The organism is Parabacteroides distasonis ATCC 8503 (assembly GCF_000012845.1).
Lineage (GTDB): Bacteria > Bacteroidota > Bacteroidia > Bacteroidales > Tannerellaceae > Parabacteroides > Parabacteroides distasonis.
The window spans coordinates 2595013-2620728 of record NC_009615.1; the positions used below are offsets into that span (position 1 = coordinate 2595013).

The window sequence follows — 25716 nt, forward strand, 5'->3', positions numbered from 1 at the left end:
ATTATAATTGAAACATATTCAGATAGCGTTTTTGGGTTTCGTCATTGCTAAGATATGCACTGATAAAAGCTATAACACAACTTCTCATCTGCAAATACTCATTATTGTCCATACATGAAAGGTGGTCTATAACCGATGCATATAGATTTTCATCTAAAGGCAAGTCCCAACCAATATTTTTTTTCTCCAAATCCAGCCATGGTGTTTTGTTACTAATCACAACCGGACATCCATTCATAAAACTTTCTAAAATAGCATGGCCATAGTTTTCACCAGTAGAAGGAAGATACAGGGCATGATAATGGGTGTATATTTTCTGCATGTCGTGAGGAGAAACACAACCTTTATATTCGACAGTAACATTCGTTGGCAATTCAGCTATTGCCTTTTGGCATTCCTGCCAATAGATTTCTGAATTTATCTGCCCATAGATATGATACACAACTTTCTCTTTACATTTTCTCAATGCTTTTAATGCAAACAATGTGTTTTTCTCCGACGATATACGTGCAAAACTCACTAATCGAACCTCACCCTTTACCTTGACACATCCATTTGCCTGCAAGTCCATCTTTCGGGGAAGATTTTCGGCTACATCCACAATGTTTTTCTTAGATATAGCAGATTGTATATATCCCTTCTCTTCTTCATTCGTGGCGTGAAAAATGACATTCATGTAAAGATTTATAGTCTTAGCTAAAGTCAAAAAGATCTTTTTACTTACTGATTTTACAGCCAAAGCATGAGGAGACAACATACCTCTGGCACAAACGATCACTTTCTTTGGTTTTAGAATCTTCGCAAGCAACAACGGATATAGGCTATAATACCGTGAATACATACCATTGATGTACCAAACATCGCAAGCAGCTTCCTCAACAGCCTTTTTCAATATTTTCCACGATAAACAAGACGGATTGATATACATGACTTTTGCTCCTTGCCAATCAACCCACTTATTTTCCTGAATATTTTTATAGGGTGCCGTTGCATGATAGTCGAAACTGCTTGTTATTACATAAAAATCTAATTTATCCGACAGGTGCTCCACGATATTTACATTGGATGTAATCGGACCTCCCGCCTTATATCCCGGAGCAAACCAATCAATAAAAATCAATACTTTACTCATCACTCAATTCTTTATAAACTTCGTTGTATTTTTCAGCAATTGCTTTCGGAGAAAAACGTTCTATATTCTTCAATCCCTTTGCTATCAATTCCTTCCTGTATTCGTCATGTTCTATCACTTTGACAAAGCCACTTCTGATACTATCAACACTATATGGATTTACAAAACAAGCTGCATCATTAGCCACTTCATGCAATACAGGAATATCTCCGGCAATAATCGGTCTGCCAGCTGCATTTGCCTCCAATATCGGCACTCCAAATCCTTCATAAACGGAAGGGAAACTCACTATATCACATCTTTGATAACATCGGACTATCTCTTCATAGCCAACATCATAATGGTTTTCATAATCGATAGTAGAACTTTCCAATAACAACAATTGCTTCTCGCTCATTTTACCCACAATGATTAACAAGCAATCCATTCCCTTCAACGCTTCTACCACACGTTCAAGATTTTTGTTGGGCTTTGTACCCATGTGAAGAATAACAGGGCGGTTATCCTTTATTTTTTTTACATACTTTATTGTCGGATTAAATGCATTATGAACAACAAGTATCTTATTCTTTGCAAAGGGAATGATTTTTGAGAGCTCGTTTTTTGTAAATTCTGAAATTACAGTGATACGCCTTACCATCAATGCCGGTAGCCAAAACCAAAACAATTTAACATATAAACGTTTCAGAGGATTATTGATTTGCAATGCCGATTGCACATCGTGAACGGTTAAGACAGTGTTTCTTCCCAGCCCTAAAGCTATATAATGAGCATCCCCTGTTATATGGTTAATCTTCGCTTTGTTCCGATGGGCAAAAAGAATATTCCCAAATAAAACTTTAGGAGATGCCCCTTCGTAGGGCAATTGAATAGAAGTATGCAACGGCAATAGGCTCTCAATCGTTGAAAATACCATTTCAATACTGTTGACCCCTTCGCGTTTCTTTCGAAAAAAACATGTTATCATTATTCTCCAAAATATATATCATCGTCTTCTTTTTCAACTATTGGTTGCAACTGCATAACCAAATGGCGCAGTAAATAAATTACAACCCCTACAAATAGTACTGATTTTACTGTCCAATTCAGAACTGACATCATGCTTATTTCAGCTTTAATCAAATTGAAACAAATAATGGGAAGGAACATAATCCACAAAAAATCCTTCATGGACAATCTATCTATGAAAGATATAAACTTGGCTATAAATACCCCCCAAATGAACATGAAAACAGCCCCTCCTAAAAGACCGAAATTTCCGTAAGATTCACCTAAAATGCTTAATCCCATTGATGTCCCTCTTGATAAATGATAACCTGTCATTTCTATAAAATCTTCCCTTGACTGTGCACCTGCACCTTTTTTGTTTGGAAATAAAAATCGAGGTAAAATAGCAGAATTAAGAGCCTCCACATAAGTTCGTCCTCCTAAAAAATCATGATTTTGCGGAATATTGTTATATATACGACTGATTATCCATCCTTGATTGTAACGAGCAATAGTTGTTTCTTCTTTTTCCGACCGGACTTCATTTATATTTATGGCATTATTAACCAGTAAAGAGAAGAATAATTCCACTTTACTTCCTGTGTAACCATTGTACCATATAGCTTGGCGATAAGAAGCTTTTACTGTTTGCAATAAAAAAATACCCACAAATGACATGATAAAAATAAATATCCTTTTTTTAAGTGGAACTTCATTAACATTAAACCATGTCATAATCATAAAAATGCCCCAAATTAGCAGTTCGTGAAACATTCCTGCCCGAATACTATTTAACAATTGTATGCCTAATCCAAGCAACAAATACATTGTAGATTTTTCGGGATTCACATACATTCGTATAATAAAGCCAATAAAGAAAAGATAAGAAGCCAATGTTTTAATAAACAATAATGCGGAAATCGATGCAGGTAAAAATATAAATAACAGACCAATACATACAAGTATAGTACTCAGTTTTTCAGCAGTACTACAATATTTTATCAAATCTATCCTGCTTAGTAGCAACGAAGGTCTGAATACATAATAACCTATCAAAAATGCAATATACATAGGAACGGTGTACATCATATATTCGTTACAAGGCTGTGACATACTATACACATTATTTTCTGTCATATATGAGAAAAATGGAGAAATTACCCACTGTAGTCCACCTAATAACAAAGCCAATTCTCCTATGGGCAACCAAACTTTTTTTTGGGTAATAAAGTCATATACAACAAATCCGACAGCACCAACGCCCAAACTTCCGAAGATACCTCCTTGAGTATAAGCCCAATATACACATATAATTATAATAAGATAACCAAGTCCCTTATCTATAGTCATTCTATTCAATTTTAAAATTTATTCATGCTAATATTAGTCTTGTTGCTTATCCAAAAATTTCATAAAAGACTCATACACCTTTTCACTAAACTTATCATATGAAGAGTTATCAACCTCTCTTGGCGATAACTCTAATTTAGGAAATATTCCCTGAGCAATATCCATCTCTATTATTTGCGGAGCAAACATACGTTTATCCATTTCATGAAGAAGAGTCATTTCTTTGGGATACCACACATCCAAGCCACAAATGAGATACTCGTAGAATTTATTGGTTTCGTTATATTTAAAGTTCATAGAGCTTGCTTTGTATAGCAATACCCCCACATCATATAGGTCAAACAAATCAGGTATCTCTGAGTATTTTATACCCTCTTTGTGAAATTCAATATACGGACATTGAAGTTTCTCTATGGCATCAAGCGTATTCTTATGGAAATTGAATGAATAAATATCAAACTGTACCTTGCCATGTTGTTCTGCTATCCATTGGCAGAACTCCAATACGTAAGTGTTCTTCAAAGATAACGAACCAACATATACACACTTCACAACCTCGTTGGTGTGCTGCTTTTCCTTTCTAAACCATTTTTGGGGAGGATAGTTAGGCAAAAGGCTGCATGAAACTTTGGATACATCGGGATAATCTTGCATAAAGAACTCTCTACGATATTCATTGGTTTGGGAAATCCATGTTGCCGTACGGTATAAATAGGAAATTTCGAATTTATGATTAGTCTTAGCCAATCTCATCCCAGGTCTATCATACTCGGAAGGTGTTATGTATTCGTGGTAGTGAATGCAGAGTTTTACCTTACGACAAATGAAGCGTTTGTAAAAATAAGCCGGAAAAGCCGAAATTGATTCGTAATAAAGCACCACATCAGGCTTCTACCGTATAAGTTGAAACAGCGTAAATAAGCTAAAGAGGATATACTGAGCCAAGACAAAGAGAGAACCTCTCTTTTTGTTTTCCTTGAAGCGGCGATAAATCTTTGCTCTTTTACTGCTGTATTCAGTCAATGTGTTTGACTTTTGCAAAGTCGATACACTTATATCTACTTTGTCTTCCAGTGCATCAATTAGATTCATCACCGGAGGGAAATAATCTATCGGGAAATAATGCATAATAGACAGTTTATCCATAAAGCGAACAAATGTAGATTGTACTATAATTAATGTAATAACTTTACTACCTGTTTATATAGTATTGGGCTGAAATTTAATATTTTAGTCAAAAAAATCTGTCTGCAAATAAATGACATTGGTAATGGAAGAAGATTATATCGCTTTAGTTCTGAAATGCAAAGTTCATACCCTGTATTATCATTATTTTTCACTAATCTCCTTAAATTAAATTGCACGATACCATTCATAAAATCATTTATCCAAAGCCGTAAATCGTTATCTTTTGAGGTTGCAAATGTATCGTTGAGTAGTGCCGCTACTTTCATACCATCCAATGAGCGTTTTCTTTTTTTTAGCATATCTCTCGTCACAGAATTTGATCGTATCAAATAGTTATATGCACATATAGGATAATATTGTACTCTCTTACATTTGTACAGACATTGAAGCGTGTATACAATATCTTGCATTATTATACCATCAAAAAAAAGGATATTGTTCTTAATAAGAAAATCTTTACGAAATATAAACTGCCACACCATGCCTGAATGGTTAAATGCCTTTTTAATAAAGTCTATCCCAGACATTATATCAGTAGGAACATGTTTTTTGCAGTCGGCCTGTGGCAATGGCAATAAGTTGTAATTTTCATCTACGTGTTGATGGTCAAACCAAAGCATATCCAGTTGGTTGTCAATGGCTGTATATAAAATTTCAGATATGGTGTTATCTACAAAAAAGTCATCACTATCTAAATATAAAATATATTTCCCATGTGCATATTCCAACCCATGATTGCGTGCTCTGGATTGTCCGGCATTTTTTTGTGTAAGAATTTGCATATGTAGTTGTGGATTATTGTGTGCAAATTCATGTAAGATATTCAGAGTGTTGTCTTCACTTCCGTCATCAATTGCTATGATTTCAAAAGTATTATAATCAAGTCTTTGATTCAAACAACTTTCAAGGCATTTATGGATATACTTTTCCGCATTATAACATGGAATTATAATAGATGTCAATAATTCTGTATTCATATTATTTTTGTTAGCAAATTTCTTATAATTGATTCGTAATCAAATCCACCGGTCTGTACTTTTTGATAGCCTTTCTCAATAAGAGTTTTAAGTTCCAGCGGATGTTCGTTATAGTATTTTACTTTCGATATCAAATTTTCAATTCCGTCATAATAGATAACTTCGTCTTCGGCAAAGAATCCTTCAATCTCATCGTTGCGCTCAGTGAGCAAAGCGGTTTTGCAGGCAGGTATCTCGAATGTGCGTGTAGTATGCTTCTCAGGGAACCATTTTGATATGGATCCCCAAGCGTAGAGACTGCTACTAATGGCATGTACATAGTCATCTCCGAATATTCCAGAACCCAGATAATTCAGATGTTCAGATGGATGTAATTTTGCAAATTTCTCCCAACCTGGGCCGGCTAATGTTATGTTAATACCATTTTGCAACAAAACATCAATGGATTCTCGACGGTTATCTTCATAACGTCCAATAAATGCAATTCCTTTTTTATGCTTCCATTCCACTATGGGTCGATGTAGATTTTTATTAAATCCTTGAGTAACGTACAAAACTTTATTGTTATTGCCCATTGCATGAATATAATCCTCCATCTCAAAACTTTTTGTTGTTACCATATAATCATATAATGGCATACTATTGTAGAAATTTATAGAGCGGTTGTAGCTAAAAGCTGTATCGGGAGTATAATGTACTAATTTGCCGGTATATTTGCGGAGAACTTGAGTCGTTTTTGGGGTCAAATATATAGCTTTGTCTATCCATATCAAATCATAGTATTTTTTACAAAGGTTCTCCAATACATATTTATTAATTTTACTAACTAAGGGCCCTTTTTTATATCGAGCTCCAATAGATTGCCACAATCGCCCCATATTTCGTTTGGGTATATCCGTGTTTATCACATCCATTTCCCAATCGGATAGTATTTCATTGATTATGTCTGCCCTCATCTTAGATGTAGAGCCGTCGTTATAGATTCCTATGTATAATATACGTTTCATGTAAAATAGTGTTATTATTTACTTTTTGAATAGCAATTTGCGTAAAGTCATGAAGTTGTCAAAACCTATTATTTGAGATATTTGTTTCACTCGATGTGGCACGTGTTTAAGAACATATCCCGTATTTAAAGACTTGATTTCTTGTTTTGCTAAATTATAAAGATGGGGATATAAGTTTCCATAAATATAAATGAAATTTGTATATTTCATGCTGAGTATAGAGCGAGTTCTTTTACTGTTTTCATACGTGAAGATAGTATTTCGATAGCTGCATAATGTATAAAGTATAGAAGATGCAGCTGCTTCACTCATATTTCTGCTCACACTCGCATAATTCCCAGTACGGTAATATACTTTAACGTCTGGTACATATTTAACATCTTTTGATAAAACTAAAACACGAGAAAAAAAATCACCATCTTGATTTTTGATTACAGATTCGTCCCAGCCACCTGATTGTATTACCAACTTACGAGGAGTCATGTAACATGAGGTTTGAAGCATTACACCTCTATCCCACATATCAAGTAGCAAGTCAAAGCCATGAGGATAATCTCTGTATATTCCTATGTCAAAAAAGTTACATTTATCCGTACTATTAGCGAATTTTCCCCATGAACAAAAACTCATGCAATTACCGTCGGTTTTTCTTAAAACAGAAATATGTTGCTCAACGAATTGCGTACTGATGAGGTCATCTGCATCTAAATAAATAACATAATCACCCACACTTTTCTCAAAAGCAAAATTTCTTGCACGACAAGCTCCTGAATTAACTTGCTTATATATTTTAACCTGAGGATGGCTTTTGCTATACTCCATTGCTATTGCATAGGAATTATCTTTACTTTCATCATCAACTACAATAACCTCAATGTTTTTGTATGTTTGATTAACACAACATTCGAGGGTCTCGATGATAAAATCTTCGGCATTATATAGTGGAATAAGTATTGAAACTAATGGGGATTTCATATGCTTTTTTAATGCAATTGTTTATCTATATTGCTAGATTATAGTAATTTTCGTATATTATTTCAATTTATTGTATAGCATATATGCCAAATAAACAATTGTACTATTATGAATCTTGAGCAAAGTCCGTTCTTTATTACTTAAATTCAGATGTTGTAACACTATAGTGTTTATTATATTGGATATCTCTTTGCGCCATCTACACTTTTTGACGATCGGAATATCGGCTGTAACTGAACGTTGCCAAATATTTAACAGCAATTTGAGAGTTTTTGCCCGAAAAGCGTTTTTATATCCATTAGGCAAAGAGTTGGCAAATCTTAAAAAATCACAGGAAAGTTGCAATTCCTGTTGTAGTTCCCTTTCTCTTAATGTTTTCATAATACTTCCGGCACGCGACCTGTAAAAATATAACGGGGAAGTAATGTATGCTGCTTTTTTCAAAACAGGATAATAATGGAAATAGAATAGATTTTCTTCGTACAATCTATTTGATGGAAAACGGAAATCAGCAAAAACTTCTTTTCTGAAAAGTTTGGACCATAACGATGTTTGCAGTTGATGTGAGGCAAATCTTTTTAAAAATTCATCTTTCCCTCCAATAGCATATTCTATATTGTCAATTTTGATGTTGTCAAACAATTGGGAATTAAAATCTTGGCCTGATACACATTGGCACTCTACAAAATCAGCCTCCGTTTTACATAGAATGTCATACATGGTATTTATAAAACTATGATGGTATATATCGTCAGAATCGCACCATGCAATAAACTCTCCGTTTGCATTGTCAAGACCGGTGTTGCGTGCATTGGCAATTCCACCATTTTCTTTTAGGTCAATAATCCGTATACGAGAATCTTGTTCTTGAAATTGATAAACAATTGTCCGTCCATTATCGGTTGAGGCATCATTGATTACCAGAATATCAAGATTGGTGTATGTCTGGCTTATTATACTTTTTATGCACTCAGCGATATATTTCTCTGTGTTATATAGAGGAACTATTACAGAAATCAATGGTGAAGTTTTCATCTATATCAAAATTAATCTCTTTTGAAAATGTCTCGGGTATAAACAAGTTCCTTGATATCGTCTAAACAATTATCATAACGGTTGGCAATAATGGCCTGGGATTGTGCTTTAAAAGCTGTGAGATCATTTACTACTTTGCTACCAAAGAAAGTGCTGCCGTCTTCAAGTGTAGGTTCATATATTATTACCTCAGCTCCTTTTGCCTTAATTCGTTTCATCACACCCTGTATGCTACTCTGACGGAAGTTGTCGCTGTTGGATTTCATTGTCAGGCGATATACTCCAATGGTGCAATGTCTTTCGTTCATTGGATTGAAATCGCCACGGTTGTAGTAATCGTAATAACCGGCTTTCCGAAGCACTTGGTCGGCAATGAAATCTTTACGAGTTCGATTACTTTCCACAATTGCACCAATGAGATTTTCTGGGACATCCACATAGTTGGCCAGAAGCTGTTTTGTATCTTTCGGTAGACAATAACCACCATAACCAAAACTTGGATTGTTGTAGTGTGTGCCTATGCGTGGGTCAAGGCTGATACCATCGATAATAGCTTTTGTATCCAGTCCTTTCATCTCAGCATACGTATCTAATTCATTGAAGTAGGAGACTCGTAGAGCCAAGTAGGTATTTGCAAACAATTTAACCGCTTCAGCCTCGGTTAACCCCATAAACAATGTGTCTATATTTTCTTTTATAGCCCCTTCTTGTAGCAATGTTGCAAATGTATGGGCTGCATCATCAAGGCGTGTATCATTCTCGGGACGACCGACAATAATACGGCTCGGATATAGGTTGTCATATAGCGCTTTACTTTCTCGCAGAAACTCGGGTGAGAACAAGACATTCTCGGTATTCAAGTTCTTTCTGATTTTTTCAGTAAAACCTACAGGAATAGTACTTTTAATAATCATGATTGCCGTAGGATTCACTTGTTTTACTAGTTTGATTACCTCTTCTACATGAGATGTATCGAAGTAGTTTTTTGCTGAGTCGTAATTGGTAGGGGTGGCAATAACGACAAAATCGGCATTTTTGTAGGCTTCTGATCCATCTAACGTAGCAGTTAAATCCAATGGTTTCTCGGTCAAATATTTTTCGATATATTCGTCTTGTATGGGTGATTTCCTTTGGTTGATAGCATCTACTTTAGATTGGATTACATCTACTGCAAATACCTGATTGTGCTGCGCCAACAAAGTAGCAATACTGAGACCGACGTAACCTGTTCCAGCTACAGCTATTTTATACTTTTTCATAACAATTAATTATATCTATATGATTGACATTTTGCTAAATATATATAGTTCTATTGGCAAGTTACCTATCGTTTAACGCTTAGCATTTTCATAAATTCTACCCTGTTTTTATTGGAATTGTAATTATTTGACCACTTATTATATGCATTATTGCAGATTGTATCATAAAGCTCTGCATTATTAATGTATTTTGTCAATTTAGAAATAAGTTCGTTTGATGTTGGTTCAGGCGATAATAGAATTCCATTTGATTCATCAACAACTTCAGGCAAACCACCAACGTTGGTCACTATTACAGGTATTTTATATGCAAGTTGTTCACAAACAGAAATACTTAACCCCTCCGACTCACTAAGTAATATCCCCCAATCTATATGTTTTTTTGAATAGATTTTATGTACCTCTTCATTAGACTTTGCTCCACAAAGACTTACCGTAAAATTTGGTACGTGATTTTGGACAATGAGTGTTTCTAATTTACTGCGTTCATCTCCTTCACCTATAATCTGCCAACAGACATGTATGTCTTTAAAATATTTTGCAACATCTGCCAATATGTTGTAGGTCATAGGCAGCCGCTTTACTGAATGAAGTCTGGCACATGTGAAAAATGTAATAGTTTTATGATCTTCTGATGTGGGATTGAATGTATTATATATCTTTTCGCATCCCAAATATGAAACAGATATTTTTTCGTTGTAGGTAGGATATTGCTTTTTCATATAATTCCAGCCTTGTTCTGAACATGGGTATACATGTAGTATCTTACTTAGTGTATATGCTCTGATTGCATGGGAACGGAATACGACTCTTTCATCATATAAATCGTATCCATGCGCTCTGCAAGAAAAAGTCAAATGATATTTATCGCATAGCATTGCTAACGCAAAGGTAATTTCTGAAAACCAAAATGAATAGAAAACAGTATTTTGGGAGTCAATTTCTCCATTTATCAATAATCTATTAATATATGCTTTATAAAAAAGCGCCTTGTTGATATATCTAAGAAAAGAAAAGAATTGATACCTGTTTTTTATTCGTTTTTTTTCTTTGAATAACAATTGCAGGACAAATGGCTTGAACAAATGTCGTAAAAGGATTAAATTATTGCATGACAAGTCTTGATTGCAGAAAGTTTGGTCTATACAGAACTTCTCCGGTAAATTGACTTTTTCTCCATTGGAGGCTTTGTTTTCCGGAAGTATTGTGATTCTATCAAACGATTTATCCATCACTTGTATTTCCGGCAATATAAAGGAGGGCTCTGTTAAACCACTTAAGGGAAATGTATCTGTAAAAAAAAGCAATGACTTCATGAATGAATCTATGTTAGTAAATTAAGACCTAATTTTGCTTCGGAAAAAGAGCCACCATCAGATGGTATACGATTAAGCATGATACTGTTATGGAAGTTTGTACCGCCATTATGGAGTACTATGCTTAAATTCAGGTTTAAAGCGATTGAAACTGCATCATTGTTCCAATCATTTGGTTTTCCAAATGGAAAAGCTATAACAGGGACATAATTGGGATGTTCTTTAAGAATTGTGTAATTACGTTTAATATTCTGCTCATTCCACTCACGACTCATCATACCGAACCTTTCGTGTTCAGCTCCATGTAGGCCTATACTGAATAGCGTATCGTTTATTCCGAAAAGTTGCGCAGTTGTCAAATATTTTGATAGATTTAATCCAAATGAATTGTAATATTCCTCAACGATAGTTCTATATTTGTTATATTCGTTTACATTTACTGTGTTACGTAACAAGTTCAAACCTTTTATAACTTCCTGAGGGGCGTCAATCTTGTTTTGTTTATAATATGTCAGGGCATCGACCCAGCTATATTGGGCATCATCCAAGTAATCTGTGTTTATAAAAAATGTTGCGGGAATTTGCATCTTTTTCAATATAGGCATCACTTCAAGTAACGAAGAATCCCCATCATCAAAAGTAAGTACTGCATAATTCTTGTCCAATGTATTCTTAAGACAGGCTTGTGCTTCTGAAAGTGATATGAACTCATAGCGATTTGATAAGTATCTCATGGCTTTTATAAACTTATCTAAAGAAGTCCATGTTGTAGTTAAATGTCTTTTTGGATCAAAAGCAGCACTGACTTGATGAAAATTGAAAATTGTTACACTATGCTTTATATGACTGATATATCGATAAATTGTACTACGTATTAAAGAATGGATTAATTGTTTCATTGGGCAAAATAGCTATTCCAGAATTTTCGAATCAAAGACCAACATATATGTAAACCATCGTTTTTTAACAATAAGTTTACCAAAATATAAATAATAAAAAATAGACCTCCTTTCAGAACGATATTAAACACATAATACCCTGTATTAAAATCAATAAATTTCCATGAAAGCAAAATTAGAACAAATGGTACAGCATATCTAAGTATCGCTTCTAACTGTTTAATCACTGATAGTTTAATACAGGCAGTTGTAGAAAATAATGTAGGAATTATTTTGACAACACTCGCTATTGATACAGCCCAAATATAGCCCATTAAACCATAATGAAGTCCAATTGAAACTGCAATAAAAGTAATAATATTTGATACTATATTTATCCAAAGGTATAAAGTCATTCTATTTGTTGCCGTCATTACAGTGTCGAATACTACTGGTAAACATAATGAAATTGAAAATAGACCTATTATCTTGAATATTTCAATCGCATCTACCCATTTGTCTCCGTAGAGTAATAGAATGATATCAGAGGCACAAATATACATTACTCCAGACATTAGAAATGTTAGGAAACAAATTACATTTATTAATTTCAAAACAGAGTATCGCATAGCTGGGAAATCGTCTTGCAGCTTACTTAACGAAGGAAGCATAACTCCTCGAATGGATGAAAAAGAATAGTCAACTACTAAATGATTTAATGACTGAGCTCTATTAAAGAGTCCCAAAGATGATGCTGTAAAGCTTTTTCCGATAATAAATGTGTCAAGTTGGCGAATGACCCTACTCATGAATGTTGCCAATGTCATCTTCCATCCAAATGTTACCATATCTGATACAGCCTTGAGTTGGAAGACGAGTTTGGGTCTCCAAAAGGACATAAACCATATTGAGATGGAATAGAGCAACCAACCGGAAAGATTTGAGAATACAAGTGCCCATACCCCAAAATCACACAATGCGAGTGTTATTCCCAAAATACCGGAAAAGATTCCAGAAATAAGTTTAGCGACAAAAGGCTTACGAAAATTCAATTCCCGTTGAAACAATGCGGTTTGCAGGGTTCCGAAAGAGCTGACAAAAAATGATAATGAGGTCACATAAACAATACTTTTCAGAGCCGGCATATCATAAAACCAAGCAAATACAGGAGCACAGCCAAAAACGAGGAGAGAACAAAGGGCTCCTACAGAGATATTTATCCAAAAGATAGTAGAAGTTTCTATAATGGAAATGCTTTTTTTACGAATTACAGCACTGCTAAAGCCGAAATCCACCAAAAAATCAAGGATTGAATTGAGTACCATAGCCATACTTACCAAACCGAAATCGGCGGGGGTAAGTAATCTGGCAAGTACTAACGAAACAATGAAATTCCTTAATTGATTCACCATTATATTAAGGAAATTCCAACTTGTCGCTTTCAGCCCTTTTGCTTTTAATTCAGAAACATTTGCCATGTATTGACGTTTTAGTTGCTGTCAGTGGATTGAGTCACATAAAATGCAATTTTATCACTTGTATGACGGCAAGCCTTTATCTATTACAATCGTCCGTCCACAATATCACGGGGCAATAAGCCTTTAACATCGTAGATTACACCACCTTCTTTGACAAGCGATTTCACGTCTAGTTCAAGGAACTGCTTGTGGGCTACACCCAGAATAACAGCATCGAATTTTTCGATGGGAAGTTCGGTGGTTATATCTATGCCATATTCATGTTTTACCACATCGGCATTGGCCCAAGGATCGTACACCGTAACATTGTTGGTATACTCCTGCAAAGTAGTATAAATATCTACAATTTTGGTGTTGCGCACATCGGGGCAGTTTTCTTTGAAGGTAACACCCATCAGCAATATCTTGGCATTTTTCACCATCACACCCTTTTTGTTCATGCACTTGATGGTTTGGTTAGCCACGTATGCACCCATACCATCATTCAAGCGGCGAGCAGAAAACATAATGCGTGGAAGTACACCATATACCTGTGCTTTTTGAATGAGATAATAAGGGTCAACACTGATACAATGACCACCTACGAGTCCAGGGTTGAGCTTAATAAAGTTCCACTTGCTTGCTGCTGCTTCAATCACATCATGCGTATCAATACCCATAGCATTGAAAATCTTGGCAAGCTCGTTCATAAAGGCAATGTTCACATCGCGCTGTGAATTTTCGATAATTTTCGAAGCTTCGGCCACTTTGATTGAAGGGGCTTTATGCGTTCCATTTACCAATACAGCATTGTACACACTATCTACAATATCAGCTATTTCCGGAGTAGAACCGGAAGTCACTTTTTTGATTTTCTCCACCGTGTGCTCCTTGTCTCCCGGATTGATACGTTCGGGCGAATAACCGGCAAAAAAATCTTCATTAAATTTCAGACCCGATATGCGCTCTACAACGGGAAGACACTCTTCTTCGGTTACACCGGGATAAACTGTTGATTCGTAAACTACAATGTCGCCTTTCGAAATGACCTTTCCTACAGTTTCACTGGCACCCCAAAGCGGCTTTAAATCGGGACGATTGTTATCGTCAACCGGAGTGGGAACTGCTACCACGTAGAAATTACAATCGCGAATTTCTTCCAAATCAGTTGTACACTTGAAGCCATTTGCAATAGCATCCTGAAGCAAACAATCATCAACTTCGAGAGTTGCATCATGACCGGTCATCAAAGCATCTACACGTGCCTGGTTCATATCGAAGCCAACAGTGGCAAACTTAGTTGAAAACAGTCGGGCAAGAGGAAGTCCTACGTAACCCAAGCCTATTACGGCGATTTTTATGTTGTCCATCTTTAATAAATTGGTTTAATTATTATCTCTAATTCTTAGCTCATACCTATACAAATTGATGCAAGAACCATCATTTTTATTTTCAACCACCCATAAAAGAATCAGCTCACCTGAATCTTTTTGTCAGGACCACAGCTGCTAACTGAGGGCGATGAGCTATAAAACTCAAACCCATTAGCGCTACATCTACAAAAAAATCTTGGACTTGCTTACTATGGGATTTCCCAGTTTTACACCAGCTAACAAAATGTTCACAATTATTGCTTACAAGATTGTATTCGCCAAAATCTATAAAGCCTGCAAACACTAACAAAGCCCTATTCCGAGCAATAATCCTGCTATTTAAATCTTCATGCTTAGAATCTACTCTTTTAAGCTTACTATTCCACTTCTGAAATGCCCGATTGCTTACTTCATGTAAGTCTTCCTTTATTATATGTGGAACAGATAGAGTATCACCTCTAGAGAAATGAATAACATGTTCTTCTTCGATAACTATCAAATGATGCATAGCAGGAAAGAGACCACCTATCATAAACCGATGCTGGTATTGTTGTCCTATTTTAGATTGATGAAACATTTTAAAAAAAGTTTCGTTGCCAACCATGCAAATCAAAGCAAAATCGTCACCAAAAACACTTCGTAATTCAACTAGTGCTGGCATTGCTTTACCTTTTCCTTTACTATAGAAATAAGAGGCATTATTATAAGCAATAGACCTATTCATAATTAAACTGTGGCGTGTATTCATATATCTCTGCATTGATTGCAAATCTTTTAACTGAAACCTTCTCTATACTAAAGAATATCAAAGAAGCCATTTTGAAACATCGTTGAAATATTACTTCTCCCTCAGCATATATAGCAAATTGATACCTGTTGGATGAATATTTTGCAACAATAGGAGTTCCAAAAGCAATATGCTGCAATGAAGATTTATTAATCATTTCATGATTCCTCAAAAAATCACCAAACATAAGAATAGTTTAAAATACATCAATTAGGCGCACTCCGCATGGCAGACATCGACCGCTACCATCGCTCCCTCGGTTGGCTGGGCTGCGGCTACCATTATGTGATTCCTACAGACGGCACCATCGAAGCGGGCAGACCCGAAGAAATGATTGGAGCACATTGCAAGAACCATAACCGTCATTCCATCGGGGTATGCTATATCGGTGGTTTGGCTGCCGATGGCAAAACTCCTATGGACACCCGAACACCTGCCCAAAAGAAGGCTTTGGAACGGTTGCTTGCGGACTTGCACCGCAGATTCCCTAAAGCATTGATTGTGGGTCATCACGATTTGGAACCTACAAAAGCATGCCCCTGTTTTTCAGTGGCAAGTCTTCGATTTTAGTTGACTTCCTCGCTATGGTTGTTTCCCAAGCTGCAAGACAATGAGTGTCACTGCCAGTCAAGTAATAGAAGCCGTTCTTCAACAGCCATTCGGCTTTCTTTTTGACTTCCGACCCGTAGCCACCAACGATGCTGGACAAATTGAGCTGGAAGAGTACGTTCATCCCTTTCAGTTGCCGGTAATCACTTTCATCCATATACACATACCGTTCGGGATGTGCCAGGACGGGGACATAGCCTTTCGACTTGATGCGGAGCAGGATGTTGTTCAACCCCATCGGTGGGTTAAAATAAGAGGTTTCCACCAACAGGTGTTTCCCTTCCTTCCCCAAAGGAAGCAGGTCATTCTTCGCGAGCCGCTCTTCAAACAGGTTGTCGAGCATGTTTTCCGCAGCAAGGTGAAGAGTGATTTTGCCTTGATAGGCGGCATTCAGTTCCATAAACCGTTGTTTCAAATCCTCCGTACGGTTCGAAATGTCCTCCATGATGTGGGGTGTCAGCCAAACCTCGCTGATACCCAACTCCTCATAATGGGAGAGAACTTGCAAGGATTCCTGCATCGTCTGCACCCCGTCGTCCACACCCGGCAGGATGTGCGAATGCCAGTCGGTAAACCCCTCGAATATACCGCTATCTTTCAGTGGGATACGTTTCCTAAAACACCACACGACAATGTCTGTTTTTTGTATAGGATATCTATTTTTTTTAATTATTTGACAACCAACCATTTACCCCCCCCGTTTTTTATCCGAGCCATAATGGTATCCCGAACCGTAACCGTAGTGATAACCATAGCGGTAGCCGTAACGGTATCCGTAGCGACCACCGCTTCCCTCGGTTCCATTCAGGATCAGGGACATGTTCTTGTATTTCTTCTCCTCGTAGATTTTCTCCAGTTCAGCAAGCATACTCCGTTCAAGTAATCCTGCACGAACCACGAAAATGGTACGGTCTGCCAGCTTCTCGATAATCTGCGTGTCGGCCACCAGTTCGATGGGCGGACAGTCGATCAGCACATAGTCGTATTGCCCCCTTACGGTATCTATCACCTGCTTCAGGCGTTCGTCGAACAATAGTTCCGTTGGGTTGGGAGGAATCGTCCCCACGGGTAGTATATCCATAGATTTTTGCTTCGGATCGGATACGATGATTTCGTTCAGGTTATCGATACTGCCTCCCAAATAGTCGCTCAATCCCCTGGCAGGAGAGTCGATATAGGATGACGCAGATCCGTGACGCAGGTCACCGTCGATTACCAGCACTTTCTTCCCTTTGATGGCAAAGCTCACGGCGATGTTCATGGTCAGGAACGATTTGCCGCTGCCCGGATTGAACGAGGTCACGATAATGACATTCGATGTCTTGTCCTTGCCGGTCATAAACTCCAGGTTGGTACGCAATACGCGGAATGCCTCGTTGATGATGTCACGGCTACCCTCCTTGACGACAACGGCCTTGACTTCCTGTGGCTTCTTTCCGAATATCCCTTTCTTCTTTCTTGTGAACAGCGGAATCTCACCGATGAACGGCACGGTCACGTTTTCCAGGTCTTTTCTTCCCCGTACACGGGTATTCATGTTCTCGCGCATGAAGATGATGACTACCGGAATGAGCAGCCCCAGAGCAAATGCGACCATAAAGATGTTTTTGCGTACAGGAGATGTCGGCAACATACTGCCGTGCGGTGGAGTGACAATGCGGGTATTATAGGCCGTAAATGCTTGCGAGAGTTCGTTCTCCTCGCGTTTTTGCAGCAGGAACAGGTAAAGAGCCTCCTTTACCTTCTGCTGGCGTTCCACCGAAAGCAGGTATTTGGCCTGTGTAGGGTTGGCCGCTATACGTGATGTTGTCTGTTGCTCCGTCTGCCGCAAACTTTTTATCTGCGAATTCAAGGTTACTATCTGATTGTCGATAGACCTGATTATCGCCCCACGCATGGATGCCAGAGCCTGATCCATATCCACGACCAGCGGATTTTCTGCGCTGCTGTTCGCAACCAGGCTGTTACGCTGCAACAGTTGTTTGTTGTATTCGGCGATCTGCGATTCAATATTGGCACTTTCTATGCCGGAGTTGGCCGGAAGCAATTGAGTGCGGTTGGCATCGTTGGCTAAATAGTTCCGGATATAGCGGGTCATGTAGAGCTGGTTGTTCAAGGCCAGGATCTGTGCGTTGGTCTGACTACTCTGCGCCATGTACATGCTCGATGCCGCCTGCACGTCGGGTAACAGGTGTTCTGACTTGTAGGAGGAAATATCCTCGTCCACGTTCCCCAGCTCCTGTTCGATTACGCCCAGACGCTCATTGATGAACATTGAGGTACTGACAGCGATCTGGTTCTTGTCCTTCACCCAGTTCTCGTTATAAACGGAAATCAACATGCTCAATACATCTTCCGCCCGCTGAGTGGAGTTATCCTTTAGGGACAAGTCTATAACCGACGCTTTCTCATTATTCAATGAAATGGACAGATTGGACGAGTAGGAGTTTACAGCATTATACAAACTGGATTTGCTTATATACAATATATATGCCTCGCCTTTCACGTAATTGGGTGTTGTATGGATAATGATTTTTCCCAATGGTGTAGGAATGGAGTCAAGCAAGCTTCCCTTTATATCCTTTCCGTCAAGCTCCGTCCCGTTACGTGTGAAGTCGGATAGGAATAACGTGCCGTCCGGCTGTACTTCCAGCGTAAAACCGGCTGATTCATTTTCAGGCAAGTCACTTATCGTTACATCCACTGGTAATGTCAGTCCATAGGCCACCTTACGGTGGAATTTTCCCGGAACGAAGTAATTCATATCCAAACGCAACCGTTTAACCACCTCGGTCATTAAAGCCGGCGACTGAAAGGTGATGAGTTCGTTATTCACATTTGTTCCGGATTGGAACAGCCCAAACTCCGAGAAGGATTCCAGATCCGAGGAAACCGACTTGCCTTTGGAATCTTCCTTGATCAATACCGAAGCGGTACGTGTATATACGGCAGGGGTACGTAACAGATGGACGGTAGCGGCACCGACCGTTACCACTAAAGACAAGACGAACCACTGCCACTTCGCAAGGCACAGGAACAACAGATCCTGTATCCGCAGGAAATCATCTTGCTGTCCCGGTTTTGTATTTTTTGGGTTTATAGTCATCATATCTGATTCTATGTTATTTTACGATCAACACGGTAATGGTGGTCAGCAATGAGGCCAACGACATCCAGAAGGAGGCAGAACGGACGTTATTGCCGTTGACAGTCGCCTGCCGTGCTTTCATCGAGTTGGGTTCCACATAAACGATATCGTTCTGCTGCAGATAATACACGGGAGAGGCATAAAGGTCATATCCCGAATTCAGGTTGACCTGATACAAGGTCTGTTTGCCGTTTTCCTCCCGTTGTACCAAGACATTCTCCCGTTTCCCGTAGACGGTAAGGTCTCCGGCCATGCTTAAAGCGTCCAAAAGCGTCAGCTTGTCCTTGTCGATATTGAAACGTCCGGGGTTGGCAACCTCACCCAACACGGAAACGGTCAGGTTCATGAACTCAACTGTAACAACGGGGTCTTTCACGAGATTCTTCGAAACCAGTTCCTCTTTTATATACGAGGCGATTTCCTCGCGTGTCATTCCCGCCACATGGATATGCCCCAACACTGGAAAATCGATATCTCCATCCTTGTTGATCGTATATCCTGATATCCCCTGGCTATTGGATGTTCCCGATGCCGTACCGATCTGCCTGGATATGATCGGAAGATTGAAAAGGTTCATCAACAAGGGGTCCTTGCTGTTGACCAGTATTGAGATCTTGTCTTCGGGACGCACCCGGATTTCCAGCGGGTTCAAGACTTGCTCTGCGGTACCCGGTTTCAGGTCCGTGAAATAAGCGACTTCCGGTGTGGCACATGATCCCAGCAGGAAAGCCACGGTCAATAAGAATAAAATGTATCTGATTTTCATATTTTATTGATTTTTATTTGTTGGTTTTCTGTTCCGATTGAAGTTGTCCGATAGATTTCGTCAGCCTGATGTTGGCAAGAGTCCATATCAGGATATCGCCCAGCACGATCCAGTTCACATTGAGATAAAGGGACAGAAGAATATTGAACAGTATGAATATAGTTGACACGGAAACAATGATAATCATGGCATTGCGCTGCTTTATTCCGAGAGCAAGCAGCTTATGGTGGATATGATTCTTGTCCGGCAGGAACGGGTTCTTCCCGTTGCGTACCCGATGCAGGTAGACTCGGACCACGTCGCAGCAAGGAGCCAGCAGGGGTGAGAAAGCCAGCACCATCGGGTTTATATATCCTGTATTATCATCCGTTCCGCACATAATTAGTTTGAGACTGAGAAAACAGAGCATCATGCCGACGGTCAGGCTACCCGTGTCGCCCATGAAGATCTTCCGGCCATGTTCGGGATTTCCGAAAACATTGTAATAGAAGAACGATACCAACACTCCCAATGTGGCGAACGCCAGTATGGCATAGACATACTGGTGGAGCATGAAAAAAGTCAGACCGTAAAACAGGCAGGCGACACCGCATAGCCCGGAAGCCAATCCGTCAATGCCGTCAATCAGATTGATGGCATTGATGATGAAGACCACGATTAAAATGGTCAAGGGATACCCTAACCATAACGGCACCACATGAATGCCTAGGATACCGTATAGGTTGTTGATATATACCCCACCGGCGATAAGCATCACGCCGCACAGAATCTGGATGACAAACTTGGCACGATAACGGATGCCGATCAGGTCATCGGCCATGCCAACCAGATATAGTACCATGATGGAGCAGAAAGCAAAAGCCAAAGGCCGTACATCGTTTCCGATTTCAGACAACATTTCCGAATGTCCCAGTACCATATTGATTCCCAGTAATAAGGCTATTGTGAAAAAGACTACCGGCTTGAACGCGATACCACCCAATCGGGGCACCGCACAATGATGTATCTTCCGTTCATCGGGAAGGTCGAACAGCTGTTTGCGAAAAGCGATTAGCAGAATCTGGGGAATGACGATACCCGCACAGAGAACACAAAGCAAAAATGCCAGTGAACAATTTACAATCCAAAAATACATATATTCAGATATTGTTTTTTATTTGCGTAAAACCGTGAATGAGGATTCCAGACTTTTCCATATCAGGAAATGACTTCAATCAAATCGGGATGAACCTCAGCCGATATCCCCATAATCCCCTCAAGCATTACGACCACTCGGCGGTTGCGTTTCCCTTTTACCCGCATAAACACACCCTTAACTCCATCAAGCTTGCCGCCGTGAATACATACACGGGTACCTTTCCGTACGTCGATTTCATCCGGCTTATAATAGGCCGTATCCTTCTCATGCAGGGAAGCTATTTGGATGAAACTGTCCATCTGGTCGTCCGGCACGGTGATATATTCCATACCCGTGCTTTTTTCCCACATGGCGAATTGCAGGAAGTTGTACCGTTTCTTGAATTCGGTGATCTGCGAGTGGCTGGCGTGGACGAAAACCAGACTCGGTATGACCGGCACTAGCCTTGTCGACTTCACCCCGTGGTAAGTCCTTACGGCGTAATGTTTCGGAATGAAATATTCTAGACCGTATTCCTTGTCCTTCAGCCTGTCCTCCGCCATTTTCTCATTCTTGTAGGCGCGCATGACGAACCAGCGGACCTGCTTTTTTTCTTCCGCCGTAGAAAAACTCATACCCATATTGCCGGGACTATTTTATAGGTGAGGATATACCCCTAGTTCATGCCAATTCGTATATTGGTATGTATTACAACGGATTACATTTCCTTTATTCATAATATCCACTGTCAGTCCCATACTTTTGACAAAGTGTACAGACCTCATTTCCGGGGCTTCTGCCGCTACTTCTCTTGGCAAGAGAAATATACGGGGATCATATTTTACGTAAATGACTGACGGACAGATAGAAATACGGAACGGCATTATGATACTTATCCGACATATGTTAAGCAAATACACTCTGTATGAATGTTTTGGTTAATTTTATTACCCGTTTTCTATTGTTTTTTCAATATTTTACGTAACTTTGCGCATTGTAATATTTCTCTTGCCAAGAAAACGAGCCGTATGCTCAACAATTTTTATTGTATTACAAAACGCCTTCAAAATCCATTTTTAAAAACATCCGGTTTTAAATTGTCAATAAGAATATCTCCAACGGTATCCTGCCGCTGTATTGACAGTTCATGGATCTTTTCCGGTACTTTTCTTTTTAAGAGAAATATCGGGAAGGGATAGCATCTGACAATCAGAATTATATATAAATCCTGAAAGTGATCTGTTCAACAATCATGCCGGCATTTGAAACATTTTCCTTTGGAGAAAACAGTTTTTTATCATACGGACGGGTACTTTCCCATATTTTGATTATCTTTGCAATGTGTAATATTTCTCTTAAAAAGAGAAGCAGGAACGGCACAGCCTTTGTCCGTTATTCTACGTGCCGCATCCGTCCCCGTTATAAGGATTTGAGTATGATGTCGTTTGCCTTGTCCACTTGTGAGGTGTCCAGCGAGGCGAGGTAGATTCTGGTCGTGTTTTCCGAATCATGTCCCATCGCCTCGCTGATGGTTGCCAGCGGCACATTCTTGCTTCTGGCAATACTCGCCCATGCATGGCGCGCTACATACATGGTGAGCGGCATGCCGAGCCCGAGCCGTTTCCCGAGTTCCTTGAGTTTTCCGTTGATGAAATGCGCTGCGCTCCTGTACTGCCGCACGGCATCCTTGGCCGTATCCCTGATGACCGGAAAAAGGTAGGGGCTGTCATTGTGGCCATACCTGTCCAGGATCTCCTGCATGGGCTTCTCCCATTTAATGGACAGACGCCGGCCGGTCTTCCGCCTGCGGTAGGTCAGCACGCCGCTCTTCAGATCTGCCTTTTTCAGGTAGGCGATGTCGACGAACGACATGCCCCGAGTATAAAAGCTCAGCATGAACATGTCCCTGGCGTATTCCATGCCCGGGGAAAGGCGCAGGTCCAGGTCACGTATCATGCGGACCGCTTTCAATGGAACAGCACGTTTTACGGTCTTGTCTATTCCGGTGTAGACATGCTTGAAAGGGCTGCGCTGTACCGTCAGTTCCCTGTCCACCGCACGGTTGTAGACGGCACGCAGGTTCCGCATGTAATAGGAGGTGCTGTTCGGACATATCCCCTTGTCCTTCAGCCATGCCTCGTATTCCAGCATGAGGGTGGAGCCGATATCCTCCAGCGGGATGTCGCCGTCCCTGCCCCGGAAGTGCGTGAAGCTGTTCAGTACGGTGGTGTACCTCTCGGCGGTGCGCTTCTTGCCGACACGCTCCAGTTCCTCCACGAGCCTCTTTCCGAAGGCCATGAAATTATGGCTGTCCTCAGGGGGCGGGTTGTGAAAAAGTTCGACAACCCTGCCGGCGGGATAGGTACCGCCGGAACGTTCCAGTCCGGCGATGATACTTTCCAGACGGCGGATGTCTTTTTCCATCCGCTCCTTTAACGCGAGCAGGAGGCTTCTTCTGGCATCACCGGATACCGGCAGTATGATTTCCGACGTGCGTCCGTCCCATTCCGAAGGGAACAGCCTGTAACCGGTGTTTATCTGGCGCGCCACCCTTCCGTGGATGACCTGGAAATAGAGCGTCCCCTCCCTGCCTTCCACGGACGAGGACCTGAATTTGGTTTTGATTGTTGCCATAGTGCAGTCATTTTGAATTAGGATTGTCCAGTTGCTTCCTGATTTCCTGTGCCTCCCTGAACAGCCGGTGCGCCAGACTGTCCTTGTAGGCCGCCATTTCATGGTTACGGATGCGGTTCCTGACCGAGTCCTCAAAAGCGGTCACCAGCCTTTCCACACGCCGGATCTTTTCCTCGTCTCGCTCGATGGTGAAATGCTTCTCAAGGAAGGCGATGTCGGGATCATCTCCCGGCAGGCAGATCCTGATGGCTCGGTATTTCAAATCGGCATCCTTCAAAAGCCGGTTCGTGCGGTACTGGTTGCAGTTGGCCCAGACGGAAACGACCAGTGCCAGGATCAGTGCTGAAGCTGTCGTTACCACCGCCTTGGATGCGCTTTCCAGACGGTAGGTCACCAGTTTGTGCTCCGGTTCCTTTTTTAACAGGACCATTCTCTCATCCAGCCGTCTTACCGTTTCCTTTACCGCCTGGCTGTCCTGCCGCAGGCAGTCCCTTGTCTTTTCCATTTCCCCGGCAAACGTTTCGGCAGACAACGGCCTGCCTTCCGACAACCGGGCGGTATGGCTACGTACCGCTGCTATTTCCGAACTGTTTTTCTCCACTGCGGATTGCAGGCGTTCCAGACGGATTTTCAGTTCCGCAATCCCTTCCGGGGAAATGGTCCGGTTTTCAACTGTGGGGCTTGTGCCTTCCACGGGCAGCGCCTCCACTTTCTTCTCGATCCTTTCAAGGCATCCGTAGATGCCTTCCAGATAGTTTTCCTGTTTCATCTTTCAAAGTTTTTTCGTTATACATACTAGTTTACAAACTCCTTCCTTTCCTGCGCTTCTTCTTTTTCCGCAGGCGTTCCGCCTCTTTCTCGTCCTCCGTCGGTGCCACCGACGGCATGAACACGCCACCCGTACCGGTGACTTCGACCAGGTTATCAATAATAGAACCATGACTTTGTTCATGGTACGGTTGCTTTTGGGAAACGTCATTTTCCAGGGACGTGACATGGTTATGCTCCAATGCCGCATCCAGCCTTGACCAGCAGAAACTGCGGTCAATCTCACTTCCCTTGAATGACAGACCGTCCTTTATAAAGCGGATGCCCTGCACCTCACTGGTATTTCCCTTGTACTTGAATTCCATTTCCACGCCCATTTTTAAGAGCTTATTTTGAAATTCCTTCCATGTATTTGCACTTCTCAAAGCTTCCTTAACCGCACGATATATCTCGTATTTCACCCTTTCGGAAGCGTGCAGTTTTTCCGTTTTAACGGCCTGTTTGCCTTCGGAATAGGTGAGCGAATACTTCTCCTTGAGCATTTTCGTCACCCTCTCGTTGCGCCTGAAATCGTTGCTGTCGGAAATCACCTTCCCGTCGAAGTCCACCCGGTTGAAGACGATGTGGCAGTGCGGGTTGTCCGTCCCGTGATGCCTCACCACGATGAACTGCGTGTTCCGTATCCCCATCAGCTCCAGGTATTCCTCCGCCACCCTTGCCATAAAGGCATCGGTCAGCTTCGGTGCGTCCTCCGGCTTGAAGCTGAGCGCGATGTGCCCCACCGGCTTCGTCACGTCCGGATTCAGCAGGCATTGCCACCGGAAACTTCGCGCCATCTCTTCTGCCGTTCCCAGCAGCACGCCTTCCGAGGCGATGATTTTCGCGTCGTCCTTCTGCGTCACGTAGCGTATGCAGCCGCCGAACGAGCGGCCTTTTTTGATCTTTCCTATCAT

General features: G+C 40.5%; 23 protein-coding genes. 1 reads left to right on the forward strand and 22 read right to left on the reverse strand.

Annotated features, from left to right (window positions below):
• Position 1 precedes the first annotated feature (1 nt).
• The 14 genes from BDI_RS11025 to BDI_RS11090 all read right to left on the reverse strand — a co-directional run bounded on the left by BDI_RS11025 (position 2) and on the right by BDI_RS11090 (position 15694).
• Positions 2–1132, reverse strand: a complete 1131-nt coding sequence (locus BDI_RS11025) for a glycosyltransferase (RefSeq protein WP_011966755.1) — start codon at positions 1130–1132, stop codon at positions 2–4.
• Positions 1125–2099 carry a glycosyltransferase family 4 protein gene (locus BDI_RS11030; protein WP_011966756.1) on the reverse strand — a complete coding sequence of 325 codons (975 nt, stop codon included), beginning with the start codon at positions 2097–2099 and terminating at the stop codon, positions 1125–1127. Before BDI_RS11030 ends, BDI_RS11025 begins: the two co-directional genes overlap by 8 nt.
• Complete coding sequence (locus tag BDI_RS11035) at positions 2099–3469, reverse strand: hypothetical protein (RefSeq protein ID WP_227742491.1); 1371 nt, start codon at positions 3467–3469, stop codon at positions 2099–2101. Before BDI_RS11035 ends, BDI_RS11030 begins: the two co-directional genes overlap by 1 nt.
• 33 nt (positions 3470–3502) lie before the next feature.
• Positions 3503–4222: a hypothetical protein gene (locus BDI_RS21210; protein WP_011966758.1), complete on the reverse strand. Its 720-nt coding sequence runs from the start codon at positions 4220–4222 to the stop codon at positions 3503–3505.
• Between the two features lie 422 nt (positions 4223–4644).
• Positions 4645–5634, reverse strand: a complete 990-nt coding sequence (locus BDI_RS11045; protein ID WP_011966760.1) for a glycosyltransferase — start codon at positions 5632–5634, stop codon at positions 4645–4647.
• Entirely contained in the window at positions 5631–6641 is a 1011-nt protein-coding gene (locus BDI_RS11050) for a CgeB family protein (RefSeq protein ID WP_011966761.1), read from the reverse strand. The genes BDI_RS11045 and BDI_RS11050 overlap by 4 nt, the downstream gene beginning before the upstream one ends.
• Before the next feature lie 18 nt (positions 6642–6659).
• Complete coding sequence (locus tag BDI_RS11055) at positions 6660–7616, reverse strand: glycosyltransferase family 2 protein (RefSeq protein WP_011966762.1); 957 nt, start codon at positions 7614–7616, stop codon at positions 6660–6662.
• 57 nt (positions 7617–7673) lie between these two features.
• Complete coding sequence (locus BDI_RS11060) at positions 7674–8651, reverse strand: glycosyltransferase family 2 protein (protein ID WP_011966763.1); 978 nt, start codon at positions 8649–8651, stop codon at positions 7674–7676.
• Positions 8652–8662: 11 nt separating this feature from the next.
• Positions 8663–9910, reverse strand: a complete 1248-nt coding sequence (locus BDI_RS11065) for a nucleotide sugar dehydrogenase (protein ID WP_011966764.1) — start codon at positions 9908–9910, stop codon at positions 8663–8665.
• 65 nt (positions 9911–9975) lie between these two features.
• Positions 9976–11226 (reverse strand): glycosyltransferase, encoded by a 1251-nt coding sequence (locus BDI_RS11070; protein ID WP_011966765.1) that lies wholly within the window; start codon positions 11224–11226, stop codon positions 9976–9978.
• Between the two features lie 8 nt (positions 11227–11234).
• Positions 11235–12125: a polysaccharide deacetylase family protein gene (locus BDI_RS11075; protein ID WP_011966766.1), complete on the reverse strand. Its 891-nt coding sequence runs from the start codon at positions 12123–12125 to the stop codon at positions 11235–11237.
• Positions 12122–13582, reverse strand: a complete 1461-nt coding sequence (locus BDI_RS11080) for a lipopolysaccharide biosynthesis protein (RefSeq protein WP_011966767.1) — start codon at positions 13580–13582, stop codon at positions 12122–12124. Before BDI_RS11080 ends, BDI_RS11075 begins: the two co-directional genes overlap by 4 nt.
• A gap of 83 nt (positions 13583–13665) precedes the next feature.
• Positions 13666–14931, reverse strand: coding sequence for a nucleotide sugar dehydrogenase (locus BDI_RS11085; protein ID WP_011966768.1), 1266 nt, complete (start codon positions 14929–14931; stop codon positions 13666–13668).
• Positions 14932–15037: 106 nt separating this feature from the next.
• Positions 15038–15694, reverse strand: a complete 657-nt coding sequence (locus BDI_RS11090; protein ID WP_011966769.1) for a lecithin retinol acyltransferase family protein — start codon at positions 15692–15694, stop codon at positions 15038–15040.
• A 228-nt stretch (positions 15695–15922) separates the two neighbouring features.
• Between BDI_RS11090 and BDI_RS20305 the strand changes: the two genes are divergently transcribed.
• Positions 15923–16291 carry an N-acetylmuramoyl-L-alanine amidase gene (locus BDI_RS20305; RefSeq protein ID WP_041525580.1) on the forward strand — a complete coding sequence of 123 codons (369 nt, stop codon included), beginning with the start codon at positions 15923–15925 and terminating at the stop codon, positions 16289–16291.
• Here BDI_RS20305 and BDI_RS11105 read toward each other — a convergent pair.
• The 8 genes from BDI_RS11105 to BDI_RS11140 all read right to left on the reverse strand — a co-directional run bounded on the left by BDI_RS11105 (position 16245) and on the right by BDI_RS11140 (position 25716).
• On the reverse strand, positions 16245–16958 hold the full coding sequence (locus BDI_RS11105; protein ID WP_041525674.1) for a tyrosine-protein phosphatase: 714 nt from the start codon (positions 16956–16958) through the stop codon (positions 16245–16247). The two genes, BDI_RS20305 and BDI_RS11105, sit on opposite strands and share 47 nt — an antisense overlap.
• A gap of 60 nt (positions 16959–17018) precedes the next feature.
• Positions 17019–19436, reverse strand: coding sequence for a GumC family protein (locus BDI_RS11110; protein ID WP_041525675.1), 2418 nt, complete (start codon positions 19434–19436; stop codon positions 17019–17021).
• A 16-nt stretch (positions 19437–19452) separates the two neighbouring features.
• Entirely contained in the window at positions 19453–20244 is a 792-nt protein-coding gene (locus tag BDI_RS11115; RefSeq protein ID WP_011966773.1) for a polysaccharide biosynthesis/export family protein, read from the reverse strand.
• A gap of 13 nt (positions 20245–20257) precedes the next feature.
• On the reverse strand, positions 20258–21379 hold the full coding sequence (locus BDI_RS11120; RefSeq protein ID WP_011966774.1) for an MraY family glycosyltransferase: 1122 nt from the start codon (positions 21377–21379) through the stop codon (positions 20258–20260).
• A gap of 62 nt (positions 21380–21441) precedes the next feature.
• Positions 21442–22002 carry a UpxY family transcription antiterminator gene (locus tag BDI_RS11125; protein WP_011966775.1) on the reverse strand — a complete coding sequence of 187 codons (561 nt, stop codon included), beginning with the start codon at positions 22000–22002 and terminating at the stop codon, positions 21442–21444.
• 778 nt (positions 22003–22780) lie between these two features.
• A complete protein-coding gene (locus BDI_RS11130; RefSeq protein ID WP_011966778.1) occupies positions 22781–23995 on the reverse strand; it encodes a tyrosine-type recombinase/integrase in 1215 nt (404 codons plus the stop codon).
• A gap of 7 nt (positions 23996–24002) precedes the next feature.
• A complete protein-coding gene (locus BDI_RS11135; protein ID WP_011966779.1) occupies positions 24003–24764 on the reverse strand; it encodes a hypothetical protein in 762 nt (253 codons plus the stop codon).
• 31 nt (positions 24765–24795) lie between these two features.
• Entirely contained in the window at positions 24796–25716 is a 921-nt protein-coding gene (locus BDI_RS11140; protein WP_011966780.1) for a relaxase/mobilization nuclease domain-containing protein, read from the reverse strand.

Bases quoted from the DNA above. Each gene is read 5' to 3' on its own strand.
- BDI_RS11035 (WP_227742491.1), bottom strand. From the start codon at position 3,469: ATGACTATAGATAAGGGACTTGGTTATCTTATTATAATTATATGTGTA.
- BDI_RS11135 (WP_011966779.1), bottom strand. From the start codon at position 24,764: ATGAAACAGGAAAACTATCTGGAAGGCATCTACGGATGCCTTGAAAGG.
- BDI_RS21210 (WP_011966758.1), bottom strand. From the start codon at position 4,222: ATGAGATTGGCTAAGACTAATCATAAATTCGAAATTTCCTATTTATAC.
- BDI_RS11060 (WP_011966763.1), bottom strand. From the start codon at position 8,651: ATGAAAACTTCACCATTGATTTCTGTAATAGTTCCTCTATATAACACA.
- BDI_RS11050 (WP_011966761.1), bottom strand. From the start codon at position 6,641: ATGAAACGTATATTATACATAGGAATCTATAACGACGGCTCTACATCT.
- BDI_RS11085 (WP_011966768.1), bottom strand. From the start codon at position 14,931: ATGGACAACATAAAAATCGCCGTAATAGGCTTGGGTTACGTAGGACTT.
- BDI_RS11120 (WP_011966774.1), bottom strand. From the start codon at position 21,379: ATGTATTTTTGGATTGTAAATTGTTCACTGGCATTTTTGCTTTGTGTT.
- BDI_RS11110 (WP_041525675.1), bottom strand. From the start codon at position 19,436: ATGACTATAAACCCAAAAAATACAAAACCGGGACAGCAAGATGATTTC.
- BDI_RS11025 (WP_011966755.1), bottom strand. From the start codon at position 1,132: ATGAGTAAAGTATTGATTTTTATTGATTGGTTTGCTCCGGGATATAAG.
- BDI_RS11030 (WP_011966756.1), bottom strand. From the start codon at position 2,099: ATGATAACATGTTTTTTTCGAAAGAAACGCGAAGGGGTCAACAGTATT.
- BDI_RS11070 (WP_011966765.1), bottom strand. From the start codon at position 11,226: ATGAAGTCATTGCTTTTTTTTACAGATACATTTCCCTTAAGTGGTTTA.
- BDI_RS11045 (WP_011966760.1), bottom strand. From the start codon at position 5,634: ATGAATACAGAATTATTGACATCTATTATAATTCCATGTTATAATGCG.
- BDI_RS11140 (WP_011966780.1), bottom strand. From the start codon at position 25,716: ATGATAGGAAAGATCAAAAAAGGCCGCTCGTTCGGCGGCTGCATACGC.
- BDI_RS11090 (WP_011966769.1), bottom strand. From the start codon at position 15,694: ATGCAGAGATATATGAATACACGCCACAGTTTAATTATGAATAGGTCT.
- BDI_RS11055 (WP_011966762.1), bottom strand. From the start codon at position 7,616: ATGAAATCCCCATTAGTTTCAATACTTATTCCACTATATAATGCCGAA.
- BDI_RS11080 (WP_011966767.1), bottom strand. From the start codon at position 13,582: ATGGCAAATGTTTCTGAATTAAAAGCAAAAGGGCTGAAAGCGACAAGT.
- BDI_RS11130 (WP_011966778.1), bottom strand. From the start codon at position 23,995: ATGGCAACAATCAAAACCAAATTCAGGTCCTCGTCCGTGGAAGGCAGG.
- BDI_RS11065 (WP_011966764.1), bottom strand. From the start codon at position 9,910: ATGAAAAAGTATAAAATAGCTGTAGCTGGAACAGGTTACGTCGGTCTC.
- BDI_RS11115 (WP_011966773.1), bottom strand. From the start codon at position 20,244: ATGAAAATCAGATACATTTTATTCTTATTGACCGTGGCTTTCCTGCTG.
- BDI_RS11075 (WP_011966766.1), bottom strand. From the start codon at position 12,125: ATGAAACAATTAATCCATTCTTTAATACGTAGTACAATTTATCGATAT.
- BDI_RS11125 (WP_011966775.1), bottom strand. From the start codon at position 22,002: ATGGGTATGAGTTTTTCTACGGCGGAAGAAAAAAAGCAGGTCCGCTGG.